General features: G+C 69.8%; 8 protein-coding genes. 2 read left to right on the top strand and 6 right to left on the bottom strand.

The window, feature by feature from the left end:
• Window positions 1-52 precede the first annotated feature (52 nt).
• From OHB00_RS11685 to OHB00_RS11660, 6 genes are all read right to left on the bottom strand, one after another.
• Window positions 53-1,081, bottom strand: a complete 1,029-nt coding sequence (locus OHB00_RS11685; RefSeq protein WP_406433940.1) for a PAC2 family protein — start codon at window positions 1,079-1,081, stop codon at window positions 53-55.
• A 152-nt stretch (window positions 1,082-1,233) separates the two neighbouring features.
• Entirely contained in the window at window positions 1,234-1,905 is a 672-nt protein-coding gene (locus OHB00_RS11680; protein ID WP_406433938.1) for a FadR/GntR family transcriptional regulator, read from the bottom strand.
• Window positions 1,906-2,137: 232 nt separating this feature from the next.
• Window positions 2,138-3,754 carry an FAD-dependent oxidoreductase gene (locus OHB00_RS11675; RefSeq protein ID WP_406433936.1) on the bottom strand — a complete coding sequence of 539 codons (1,617 nt, stop codon included), beginning with the start codon at window positions 3,752-3,754 and terminating at the stop codon, window positions 2,138-2,140.
• Window positions 3,755-3,807: 53 nt separating this feature from the next.
• Window positions 3,808-5,349 carry a glycerol kinase GlpK gene (gene glpK / locus OHB00_RS11670; RefSeq protein ID WP_406433934.1) on the bottom strand — a complete coding sequence of 514 codons (1,542 nt, stop codon included), beginning with the start codon at window positions 5,347-5,349 and terminating at the stop codon, window positions 3,808-3,810.
• 74 nt (window positions 5,350-5,423) lie between these two features.
• Window positions 5,424-6,218 carry an MIP/aquaporin family protein gene (locus OHB00_RS11665; RefSeq protein WP_406433932.1) on the bottom strand — a complete coding sequence of 265 codons (795 nt, stop codon included), beginning with the start codon at window positions 6,216-6,218 and terminating at the stop codon, window positions 5,424-5,426.
• Between the two features lie 374 nt (window positions 6,219-6,592).
• Entirely contained in the window at window positions 6,593-7,357 is a 765-nt protein-coding gene (locus OHB00_RS11660) for an IclR family transcriptional regulator (protein ID WP_406445736.1), read from the bottom strand.
• 360 nt (window positions 7,358-7,717) lie between these two features.
• Here OHB00_RS11660 and metH point away from each other — a divergent pair, with 360 nt between their 5' ends.
• Complete coding sequence (metH, locus tag OHB00_RS11655) at window positions 7,718-11,233, top strand: methionine synthase (RefSeq protein WP_406433931.1); 3,516 nt, start codon at window positions 7,718-7,720, stop codon at window positions 11,231-11,233.
• 141 nt (window positions 11,234-11,374) lie between these two features.
• Window positions 11,375-12,076 (top strand): HAD family hydrolase, encoded by a 702-nt coding sequence (locus OHB00_RS11650; RefSeq protein WP_406433929.1) that lies wholly within the window; start codon window positions 11,375-11,377, stop codon window positions 12,074-12,076.
• The last annotated feature ends 200 nt before the right edge of the window (window positions 12,077-12,276 follow it).

The following is a 12,276-nucleotide window of genomic DNA, read 5'->3' as shown; positions in this document are numbered from 1 at the left end:
TCGACAAGGCCGACAAGAAGGGGCGGTACGCACCCCGCGTACCGCCCCTGTCTCAGTCCTCGGAGGTGTCCTCGCCGTCCGACCCCTGGTCCCCGGCGTCACCGGTCTCCCCGGAGTTCTCGGCGTTCCCAGGGGCGTCGGGCTTCGGCGGCCGCGGCGGCCGGCTCCGGTTGCCGGGGTTGTCCCGCAGGTACGACGCGGTGTCGCCGCCGTCCGCCGTGGCGTGACCGCCGGGCGGGCTCACGTCCCGGCGCCGCAGGTAGCGCTCGAACTCACGGGCGATGGCCTCGCCCGACGCCTCCGGCAGCTCCGCGGTGTCCCGGGCCTCCTCCAGCGTCTGCACGTACTCGGCGACCTCGCTGTCCTCCGCGGCCAGCTGGTCCACCCCGACCTGCCAGGCGCGCGCGTCCTCGGCCAGCTCACCGAGCGGGATCCGCAGGTCGAGCAGGTCCTCCAGCCGGTTCAGCAGCGCCAGCGTGGCCTTCGGGTTGGGCGGCTGGGAGACGTAGTGCGGAACCGCGGCCCAGAGCGAGACCGCCGGGACGCCCGCATGCGTGCACGCCTCCTGGAGGACGCCGACGATGCCCGTCGGGCCCTCGTACTTGGTCTCCTCCAGGTCCATCCGCTGGGCCAGGTCCGAGTCCGAGGTGACCCCGCTGACCGGCACCGGACGTGTGTGCGGGGTGTCACCGAGCAGCGCGCCCAGCACGACCACCAGCTCGACCCCCAGCTCGTGGGCGAATCCGAGCAGTTCGTTGCAGAACGAGCGCCAGCGCATGGACGGCTCGATGCCGCGGACCAGCACCAGGTCGCGCGGCTTGTCGCCGCCGACCCGGACCACCGACAGCCGGGTCGTCGGCCAGGTGATCTTGCGCACGCCGGCGTCCATCCACACCGTGGGACGGTTCACCTGGAAGTCGTAGTAGTCCTCGGCGTCGAGCGCCGCGAACACCTCGCCCTTCCACTCCCGCTCCAGATGCGCGACCGCGGTGGAGGCGGCGTCGCCGGCATCGTTCCAGCCTTCGAACGCGGCCACCATGACTGGGTCGATCAGCTCGGGAACCCCCTCCAGCTCGATCACCCAGTGCCTCCTTCCGACGTGCCCTCGCGTACGCCCCAACCTTACGGCGTGAGGCGGGGGCGCCCGCAGCCCCCTTGCACGGGGGAGTGAACGGATCACTGCCCCGTTCGCCGCCCTCGAACACCCTTGGCCCGCAGAAGCGGGTAAGCGCTTCACAGACTGCTGCGCAGCCACTGCTCCACGCTCGCGATGTGCACGGTCGCCCAGGACCGGGCCGCCTCCGCGTCCCGGTCGCGCAGTGCGGCCAGGATCGCCCGGTGCTCCCGCAGGGTCCGGGCGACCGCGTCCTCCTGGGTCAGGCCGCGCCAGATCCGGGCTCTGGTGGTCGGGCCGGACAGCCCGTCAAGGAGCGAGCACAGCACCGAGTTTCCCGAGGTCTGCACGATGCCCCGGTGGAACTCCAGGTCGCAGGCGACCAGTTCCTCCACCGAGGGCGCGGCGCCGAGCGCGTCCAACTGGGCGTCCAGTGCGTCCAGTTGCTGCTCGCTGATCCGGGAGGCGGCCATCGCGGTCGCGGCCGGCTCCAGGATCCGGCGCACCGCCAGGAACTCCAGGACGGTGTCGTCGCGGTGGAAGTCGACGACGAAGCTCATCGCCTCCAGCAGCAACTGCGGGTCCAGACTGGTGACATACGTGCCGTCGCCCTGCCGGACGTCCAGGATCCGGATCAGTGACAGGGCCCGCACCGCCTCCCGCAGCGAGTTGCGGGACAGGCCCAGTTCGGCGGCGAGCTCGCTCTCCTTGGGCAACCGGTCTCCGGGGCGCAGCGCACCGGAGACGATCATGTCCTTGATCTTCTCGATCGCCTCATCGGTGACTGCCATACCGGCCTCCCTAGGGCTCAGACATCCGATGTCTCAGCCACATTATGCGGCCTGGTCAGGCGTCCGCGGCTGCTTCGGGTACGCGAAAGGGGCGGCTCCAGGGGAGAGGAGCCGCCCCGTTCACAGACCCGTCCCCGGTACGGCGGGGACGGGGCCTCAGCGGGTGCCGGGCCGGTCAGGGAGGACCCGGCACACCGCCCGTATCGCGTCGCCCTCGGGCGGGCTCTTCGGGCTACTTCTTGTCGAGCAGGTCCTGGACCCTGGCCCGGACGTCGTCCGTGGCCAGGCCGCGGATCGTCAGCGTGGTGCGGCGGCGCAGCACGTCGTCCGTGGTCTCGGCCCACTCGTGGTCGCGGGCCCAGACGACCTGCGCCCAGATCTCCGGGGCGTCCGGGTGGACGCGCTCGGCGAGCTGCGGGTCCTCGTTGGCGATACGGGCGATGTCGAAGGCCAGCGAGCCGTAGTGGGTGGCGAGGTGCTTCGCGGTGTCGGCGGCCATCCGCGGACCCGGCGCCGGGTTGTCCACCAGCAGGCGGTGGGCGACCGCGCGGGGGTTGGCGACGCCGGGCAGCGGCAGCTTCTTCGGCAGCGAGGCGATCGGCTCGAAGTCGTCGCCCAGCGGGTGGCCCGGCAGCGCCTCCAGCTTCTCCATGACCGTACGGCCGATGTGCCGGAACGTGGTCCACTTGCCGCCGGCGACGGACAGCATGCCGCCCCTGCCCTCGGTGACCACGGTCTCCCGCTTGGCCTTGGCGGTGTCGCCAGGGCCACCCGGCAGCACCCGCAGGCCGGCGAAGGCGTAGGTGATCAGGTCGCGCTTGAGCTGCTGGTCCCGGACGGAGAACGCGGCCTCGTCCAGGATCTGGGCTATGTCCTGCTCGGTGACGGAGACATCCGCCGGGTCGCCCTCGTACTCCTCGTCGGTGGTGCCGAGCAGCAGCATGTCCTCCCACGGGAGGGCGAAGGTGATCCGGTACTTGTCGATGGGGGTGGCGAGCGCGGCCTTCCACGGAGAGGTCCGCTTCAGGACCAGGTGCGCGCCCTTGGAGAGGCGGATGGACGGAGCCGCGTTCGGGTCCTCCATCCGGCGCAGGTGGTCGACCCAGGGGCCGGTCGCGTTGAGCACCAGGCGGGCGTTGACGCCGAACTCCTCGCCGGAGACCGCGTCCTTCAGGTCGGCGCCGGTCACCCGGCCCCTGGTGAAGCGCAACCCGGTGACCTGGGCGTGGTTGAGGACGACCGCGCCCGCCTCGACGGCCGCGCGGACGGTCATCAGCGCCATGCGCGCGTCGTTCATCTGGTCGTCGCCGTACACGGCGACGGCCTTGAGGTTCTCGGTGCGCAGCTCCGGCACGTCCCGCTGCGCCCGAGCGGGCGAGAGCAGGTGGCCGACGCCGTCACCGAACGCGGAGAGCGCGGAGTAGGCGAACACGCCCGCCCCGAGCTTCGCCGCGCCGTGCGGCCCGCCCTTGTACACGGGGAGGTAGAACGTGAGCGGGTTCGCCAGGTGGGGGGCCACCTGGCGGGAGACCGCACGGCGCTCGAAGTGGTTCTCCGCCACCAGCTTCACCGCGCCGGTCTGCAGGTAGCGCAGACCGCCGTGGAGGAGCTTGGACGAGGCGGAGGAGGTGGCGCCGGCGAAGTCGCCGGCGTCGACCAGTGCCACCCTGAGCCCGGACTGCGCGGCGTGCCAGGCGGTGGAGATGCCCAGGATGCCGCCGCCGATCACGAGAAGGTCGTACGACGCCTTGGAGAGCTGCTCCCTGGTCTCGGCACGGCTCGGAAGCGAGCCGGAGGCCGGGTGCGTCCCCAGGGCAGGTACGGACTGCAGGGTGGACTGACTGGTCATGTCGGGTTCTTACTCCTCGTCAGAGCTCGATCGTGAGAGCGTGCGGGCTCTCGTCAGCTCTCGTCGTCGTCGATCCAGCCCATGGTCCGCTCGACGGCCTTGAGCCAGTTCTTGTACTCACGGTCGCGGGTCTCCGCGTCCATGCGGGGGGTCCACTCCGCGGCCCGGCGCCAGTTGGCGCGCAGTTCCTCGGTGCTGGACCAGAAGCCGACGGCGAGACCGGCGGCGTAGGCGGCGCCGAGGCAGGTGGTCTCGGCGACCATCGGGCGCACCACGGGTGCGTCGAGGACGTCGGAGAGGGTCTGCATCAGCAGGTTGTTGGCGGTCATGCCGCCGTCGACCTTGAGGGCCACCAGCTCGTCGCCGGAGTCCTTCACCATGGCGTCCGCGATCTCGCGGGTCTGCCAGGCGGTGGCCTCCAGGACGGCGCGGGCCAGGTGCGCCTTGGTGACGTACCGGGTCAGGCCGGCGATGACACCGCGGGCGTCGGAACGCCAGTGCGGGGCGAACAGGCCGGAGAAGGCCGGCACGAAGTAGGCGCCGCCGTTGTCCTCGACCGTGAGCGCGAGCGTCTCGATCTCGGCCGCGGTGGAGATCAGGCCCATCTGGTCACGCATCCACTGCACCAGCGAGCCGGTGACGGCGATCGAGCCCTCCAGCGCGAACACGGTCGGCTGCTCGCCGATCTTGTAGCCGACCGTGGTCAGCAGGCCCGCGTAGGAGTTGATGATCTTGTCGCCGGTGTTCATCACCATGAAGGTGCCGGTGCCGTAGGTCGACTTGACCTCGCCCTCGGAGAAGCAGCACTGGCCGAACAGGGCCGCCTGCTGGTCGCCGAGCGCGGAGGCGACCGGGATGCCGCCGAGCAGGTCGCCGAGCTGTCCGCCGGTGACCTCGCCGTAGACCTCGGCGGAGGAGCGGATCTCGGGGAGGATCTGCAGCGGCACGCCGATGGACTCGGCGATCTTCTCGTCCCACTGCGTGGTGTGCAGGTTCATGAGAAGGGTGCGGGAGGCGTTGGTCACGTCGGTGACGTGCTTGCCGCCGTTGACACCGCCGGTCAGGTTCCAGATGACCCAGGTGTCCATGGTGCCGAAGAGGATGTCGCCCGCCTCGGCGCGCTCCTTGAGGCCCGCCACGTTGTCGAGCAGCCAGCGGGCCTTGGGGCCGGCGAAGTAGGAGGCCAGCGGGAGGCCGGTCTCACGGCGGAAGCGGTCCTGGCCGACGTTGCGGCCGAGCTCGCGGCAGAGGGCGTCGGTACGGGTGTCCTGCCAGACGATGGCGTTGTGGACGGGCTCACCGGTGTTCTTGTCCCACAGCACGGTGGTCTCGCGCTGGTTGGTGATGCCGATGGCCTTGATGTCGTCGCGGGTGATGCCGGCCTTCTGGATGGCCCCGGCGACGACTTCCTGGACGTTGGTCCAGATCTCGTTGGCGTTGTGCTCGACCCAGCCCGGCTTCGGGAAGATCTGCTCGTGCTCCTTCTGGTCGACGGAGACGATTCGGCCGTCCCGGTCGAAGACGATGCAGCGGCTGGAGGTCGTGCCCTGGTCGATCGCGGCGATGAAGGGGCCTGCGGTGTGGGCGTCGGTCACTGTGTGCTCCTCAAAGATCCGTGGTTGTGGCGGTACGTCTGTTCACGTCTGCTTCTTCGGCGAGGCCTGACGCTTTAAGCGAAGGCGACGTTGTAGATGCCCGCGGCTATGGCTCCGCCGATCAGCGGGCCGACCACCGGGATCCAGGCGTAGCTCCAGTCGGAACCACCCTTGTTGGGCAGGGGGAGGAGAGCGTGCACGATGCGCGGGCCGAGGTCACGGGCCGGGTTGATGGCGTAGCCCGTCGGGCCGCCGAGCGAGAGACCGATGGAGACGACCACCAGCGCGGTGATCAGGCCGCCCAGCACGCCGAGGCCGTTGCCCTTGTCGTTGAGGCCCTGGGTGAGGACCGCGAGGATCAGCACCACGGTGCCGATGATCTCGGTGGCGAGGTTCTGCACCGCGTTCCGGATCTCCGGGCCGGTGGAGAAGATGCCGAGCACCGGTCCGGCGCCCGTCTCCTGGGCCTCGACGGCCTTGGCCTCGGTGGCCTGCGCGCCCGGACCGCCGACGATCTCCTTGTCGGTCAGGTGGGCGTGGAACTGGCCGTAGTAGGCGACCCACACCAGGGTCGCGCCGATCATCGCGCCGAGCAGCTGTCCGGCGAAGTAGACCGGGACGTTGCTCCAGTCGCTGTTCTTGATGGCGAGAGCGACGGTTACGGCCGGGTTGAGGTGGGCACCGGACAGGGGTCCGGAGATGTAGACGGCCGTCATGACGGCGAAGCCCCAACCGAAGGCGATGGCGAGCCAGCCGGCGTTACGGGCCTTGGAGGCCTTGAGCGTGACGGCGGCACAGACGCCACCGCCGAGCAGGATGAGTATGGCGGTACCGATGGTCTCGCCGATGAAGATGTCGGAGCTGGACACCCGCGACTCCTTTGTCCTTCGTCCAGGGAAGCCGAACCCCGAGTCCCTTCGGGGTGTTGGCGCCCTCGGGGGTGAGAGCGATGTCGGCCTTTGGCGTTGTCACACTCTAGCGCGTATTGCCGGTAGGTGTTCGACAATGCCGACCGATGGACGGGAGTCTTGCTCCGGCGTTACGCATGCGTCAAGGGTTCTGTTATCGAAAGCGCGATCGTTATTGATTGCTGCGGGTTGTCGATGAGTCGGGTCGTCCGCCGGGTGTCCTGCGGTAACTGCACTGATCTGCACTTTTGCCCTGTTATGTCCATCTCAGGGTACGACTGAGGCCGGTCCGCCGACACGCGAACCGGCCTCGACTGTCGATCAGTGGCGTGCGGTCAGAACCGGCCCGCGCCGAGATCCCGCGACACCGCACGGGCGCAGTCCCGCACCGCCGCTATCAGGTCGGGCCGCAACTCCCCGTCGTTGCAGAGCCGTTCCACCGCCCCTGTGATGCCCACCGCGCCCACCGGCATGCGGCGGCGGTCGTGGATCGGCGCCGCGACCGAGGCCACGCCCTCCCAGGTCTCCTCCACGTCGGCCGCGTACCCGCGCGCCCGCGTGATGTCGAGGATGTTCTCGAAGGCGTCCAGGTCGCAGGTGGTGCGGTCGGTGAAGGGTTTGCGGTCGGCCTCCAGGGCCTCGCTGTGCGCCACCGGGTCGTAGGCCGACAGCACCTTGCCCAGCGCCGTGGAGTGCAGCGGCTGCATGGCGCCGATCTCCAGCACCTGCCGGCTGTCGTCGGGCCGGAAGACGTGGTGCACGATCAGCACGCCCTGCTGATGGAGCACGCCCAGGTAGACGCTCTCCCCGCTGGAGCGGGCCAGGTCGTCCGTCCACACCAGGGCCCGCGCCCGCAGCTCGTGGATGTCCAGGTAGGTGGTGCCGAGCCGGAGCAGCTCGGCGCCCAGCTGATAGCGCCCCGAGACGTCGTCCTGCTCGACGAAGCCCTCCTGCTGGAGGGTGCGCAGGATGCCGTGGGCGGTGCCCTTGGCGAGACCCAGTGACGAGGCGATGTCCGACAGGCCGAGCCGCCGCTCGCCGCCCGCCAGCAGTCGCAGCATCGCGGCCGCCCGTTCGAGCGACTGGATGTTCCGTGCCATCGCCGTACTGCCTCCGTCCCCGGTGACCTTCACCGCCACGACGTCATAACCGTCGTTCGGCAATGTCGAACACTACCGGTCCATGTCGACTCACCGCTAATGGTCCGTCGACATCCGTTACTTCACGCGTGGCCCGCCCTTGGGTGTCCGGCCACACATGTCCGCCCCGCACCATGACCGCTGAGCGGCCGAAACGCCATGGCCGGCGTCATACTGCCCGCCCCGAGGCTCACTCGTCCGCCACATGGACGCCCTGCCCATCCAAGCCCACTCCCGGTTACCCTGGCGCCGTGCGTCCATAGCCGGGTCCGCCCGGGGAAACCGCATAGCCGACAGCCGTCGCATTCAAGGGAGCCCTTCATGGCCTCGTTGCCGCCGTCCCCTTCCGCCGACAGCCGGACCCGGGTGTCCGCGCTCCGGGAGGCGCTCGCCACACGCGTGGTGGTCGCCGACGGAGCCATGGGCACCATGCTCCAGGCACAGGACCCCACCCTGGAGGACTTCGAGAATCTCGAAGGCTGCAACGAGATCCTCAACCTCACCCGCCCGGACATCGTGCGTTCGGTCCACGAGGCCTACTTCTCCGTGGGCGTCGACTGCGTCGAGACCAACACCTTCGGGGCCAACCACGCGGCCATGGCGGAGTACGACATCGCCGACCGCGTCCACGAACTGTCCGAGGCCGGTGCCCGCATCGCCCGCGCGGCCGCCGACGACTTCACCGCCCGCGACGGACGGCAGCGCTGGGTCCTGGGCTCCATCGGCCCCGGCACCAAGCTGCCCACCCTCGGCCATGTGCCGTACGTCACCATCCGTGACGGCTTCCAGCAGAACGCCGAGGGCCTGCTCACCGGTGGCGCCGACGCCCTGATCGTCGAGACCACCCAGGACCTGCTGCAGACCAAGGCCTCCGTCCTCGGCGCCCGCCGCGCCATGGAAGCCCTCGGCACCGAGGTCCCCCTCCTCGTCTCCATGGCCTTCGAGACCACCGGCACCATGCTGCTGGGCTCCGAGATCGGCGCCGCGCTGACCGCGCTGGAGCCGCTCGGCATCGACATGATCGGCCTGAACTGCTCGACCGGCCCCGCCGAGATGAGCGAGCACCTGCGCTACCTCACCCGGCACTCGCGCATCCCGCTGCTGTGCATGCCGAACGCCGGTCTGCCGGTCCTCACCAAGGACGGCGCCCACTTCCCGCTGGGCCCCGAGGGCCTGGCCGAGGCCCAGGACAACTTCGTCCGCGACTACGGCCTCTCCCTCATCGGCGGCTGCTGCGGCACCACCCCCGAGCACCTGCGCCAGGTCGTCGAGAAGGTCCGCGGCGTCACCCCGCCCGAGCGCAGCCCGCGCCCCGAGCCCGGCGCCGCCTCCCTCTACCAGACCGTGCCGTTCCGCCAGGACACCTCCTACCTGGCGATCGGCGAGCGCACCAACGCCAACGGCTCCAAGAAGTTCCGCGAGGCCATGCTGCAGGCCCGCTGGGACGACTGTGTGGAGATGGCCCGCGAGCAGATCCGCGAGGGCGCCCACATGCTGGACCTGTGCGTGGACTACGTCGGCCGGGACGGCGTCGCCGACATGGAGGAGCTGGCCGGCCGCTTCGCCACCGCCTCCACCCTGCCGATCGTCCTGGACTCCACCGAGGTCGACGTCATCCAGGCCGGCCTGGAGAAGCTCGGCGGCCGCGCGGTCATCAACTCCGTCAACTACGAGGACGGCGACGGCCCCGAGTCCCGCTTCGCGAAGGTCACCAAGCTCGCCCGCGAGCACGGCGCCGCCCTGATCGCGCTCACCATCGACGAACAGGGCCAGGCCCGCACCCCCGAGCACAAGGTCGCCATCGCCGAACGGCTCATCGAGGACCTCACGACGAACTGGGGCATCCACGAGTCGGACATCCTCATCGACACCCTGACCTTCACCATCTGCACCGGTCAGGAGGAGTCCCGCAAGGACGGCATCGCCACCATCGAGGCGATCCGCGAGCTCAAGCGCCGCCACCCGGACGTCCAGACCACCCTCGGCCTGTCCAACATCTCCTTCGGCCTCAACCCGGCCGCCCGCATCCTGCTGAACTCCGTCTTCCTCGACGAATGCGTCAAGGCGGGCCTGGACTCGGCGATCGTGCACGCCAGCAAGATCCTCCCGATCGCCCGCTTCAACGAGGAGGAGGTGCAGACCGCCCTCGACCTCATCCACGACCGCCGTACCGAGGGCTACGACCCCCTCCAGAAGCTCATGCAGCTCTTCGAGGGCGCCACCGCCAAGTCCCTGAAGGCCGGCAAGGCCGAGGAACTGGCCGCCCTGCCGCTTGAGGAGCGTCTCAAGCGCCGCATCATCGACGGCGAGAAGAACGGCCTGGAGGCGGACCTCGACGAGGCCCTGCAGACCCGCCCCGCTCTCGACATCGTCAACGAGACCCTGCTGGACGGCATGAAGGTGGTCGGTGAGCTGTTCGGCTCCGGCCAGATGCAGCTGCCGTTCGTCCTGCAGTCCGCCGAGGTCATGAAGGCCGCGGTCGCCCACCTCGAACCGCACATGGAGAAGTCCGACGCCGAGGGCAAGGGCACCATCGTGCTGGCCACCGTGCGCGGCGACGTCCACGACATCGGCAAGAACCTCGTCGACATCATCCTGTCCAACAACGGCTACAACGTCGTCAATCTCGGCATCAAGCAGCCCGTCTCCGCGATCCTGGAGGCCGCCGACGAGCACAAGGCCGACGTCATCGGCATGTCCGGCCTGCTCGTCAAGTCCACGGTGATCATGAAGGAGAACCTGGAGGAGCTCAACCAGCGCGGTCTCGCCGCCCGCTTCCCGGTCATCCTCGGCGGCGCCGCCCTCACCCGCGCCTACGTCGAGCAGGACCTGCACGAGCTCTACGAGGGCGAGGTCCGCTACGCCCGTGACGCCTTCGAGGGCCTGCGCCTGATGGACGCCCTCATCGGCGTCAAGCGCGGCGTGCCCGGCGCCAGCCTCCCCGAGCTGAAGCAGCGCCGGGTCCGCCCCGCCGCCGTCGTGGAGGTCGAGGAGCGGCCCGAGGAGGGCCATGTCCGCTCCGACGTCGCCGTCGACAACCCGGTGCCCACCCCGCCGTTCTGGGACACCCGTGTCATCAAGGGCATCCAGCTCAAGGAGTACGCCGGCTGGCTCGACGAGGGTGCCCTCTTCAAGGGCCAGTGGGGCCTCAAGCAGGCCCGCACCGGCGAGGGACCGTCGTACGAGGAACTCGTCGAGACCGAGGGCCGCCCCCGGCTGCGCGGCCTCCTCGACCAGCTCCAGACGGAGAACCTGCTGGAAGCGGCCGTGGTCTACGGTTACTTCCCGTGCGTCTCCAAGGACGACGACCTGATCATCCTGGACGAACAGGGCAACGAACGCACCCGGTTCACCTTCCCCCGCCAGCGCCGCGGCCGCCGGCTGTGCCTCGCCGACTTCTTCCGCCCGGAGGAGTCCGGGGAGACGGACGTGGTGGGCCTCCAGGTCGTCACCGTCGGCTCCCGCATCGGTGAGCGGACCGCCAAGCTGTTCGAGGCCAACTCCTACCGCGACTACCTCGAACTGCACGGCCTGTCCGTCCAGCTCGCCGAGGCCCTCGCCGAGTACTGGCACGCGCGCGTGCGCTCCGAGCTGGGCTTCGCCGGCGAGGACCCGGCCGACGTCGAGGACATGTTCGCCCTGAAGTACCGAGGCGCCCGCTTCTCCCTCGGCTACGGCGCCTGCCCGAACCTGGAGGACCGCGCCAAGATCGCCGACCTGCTCCAGCCGGAGCGGATCGGCGTCCACCTCTCCGAGGAGTTCCAGCTGCACCCCGAGCAGTCCACGGACGCCATCGTGATCCACCACCCGGAGGCGAAGTACTTCAACGCGCGGTGAGGCGCCCGGTGGGGCGTGCGGCGCGCCGAGACACGCGCCACACAGCGCACTGATCGGATAAGTCGTACACTGGTCGGTCCACAGCAGGCCGGTTCCCCGCACGGGAACCGGCCTGATCGTCCCTCAAGGAGGTGCGACCGGATGACCAGCACGGTCCCCGCGCTCGGAACCCGTACGGCGGAAGGCTCGGCCCTCCAGGCGGTGCTCCTCGACATGGACGGCACCCTGGTGGACACCGAGGGCTTCTGGTGGGACGTCGAGGTCGAGGTCTTCGCCCGCCTCGGCCACGCCCTCGACGAGTCCTGGCGCCATGTCGTGGTCGGCGGCCCCATGACCCGCAGCGCCGGGTTCCTCATCGAGGCCACCGGCGCGGCCATCACGCTCGCCGAACTCAGCGTGCTGCTCAACGACGGCTTCGAGGAGCGCATCGGCACCGCCCTGCCGCTGATGCCGGGCGCGCAGCGGCTCCTCGCCGAGCTGTACGAACAGCAGATCCCCACCGCCCTGGTCTCCGCCTCGCACCGGCGCATCATCGACCGTGTCCTGACCTCGCTGGGCCCCCGGCACTTCACCCTGTCCGTCGCCGGCGACGAGGTCTCGCGCACCAAGCCGTACCCGGACCCGTATCTGCTCGCCGCCGCCGGGCTGGGGGTGGATCCGGCCAGATGCGCGGTCGTCGAGGACACCACGACCGGCGTCGCCGCCGCCGAGGCCGCCGGCTGCCAGGTGGTCGCGGTCCCGTCGGTCGCGCCGATCGCCCCGGCCGAGCGGCGTACCGTGGTGACCTCGCTGGAAGAGGTCGACCTGGCTTTTCTGCGCGGCCTGATGACGGAAATGCGCTAGCCGTTCACCCAGCGTACAAAGTGCATTGAGTGAAATCCGTGCGCGGTTCATTCAACGGAATTCGCAACTGTTCAACAGGCTGAATTCCGATACCTGATCACGCGCATACGCGTGTGACGTTCCCCACGTGCACGGCAGCTCGACAACGTTGCCGCGGTGTGCAGCTCACCCCCGTTCGGGGGGAAACCGGGTGACCTTGT

This window comes from Streptomyces sp. NBC_00631 (assembly GCF_045206895.1).
GTDB lineage: Bacteria > Actinomycetota > Actinomycetes > Streptomycetales > Streptomycetaceae > Streptomyces.
Note: the sequence above shows the minus strand (reverse complement) of the source record. Positions and strands in the feature narration are given on the sequence as shown.

Bases quoted from the DNA above. Each gene is read 5' to 3' on its own strand.
- metH (WP_406433931.1), top strand. From the start codon at position 7,718: ATGGCCTCGTTGCCGCCGTCCCCTTCCGCCGACAGCCGGACCCGGGTG.
- OHB00_RS11650 (WP_406433929.1), top strand. From the start codon at position 11,375: ATGACCAGCACGGTCCCCGCGCTCGGAACCCGTACGGCGGAAGGCTCG.
- OHB00_RS11675 (WP_406433936.1), bottom strand. From the start codon at position 3,754: ATGACCAGTCAGTCCACCCTGCAGTCCGTACCTGCCCTGGGGACGCAC.
- OHB00_RS11660 (WP_406445736.1), bottom strand. From the start codon at position 7,357: ATGGCACGGAACATCCAGTCGCTCGAACGGGCGGCCGCGATGCTGCGA.
- OHB00_RS11680 (WP_406433938.1), bottom strand. From the start codon at position 1,905: ATGGCAGTCACCGATGAGGCGATCGAGAAGATCAAGGACATGATCGTC.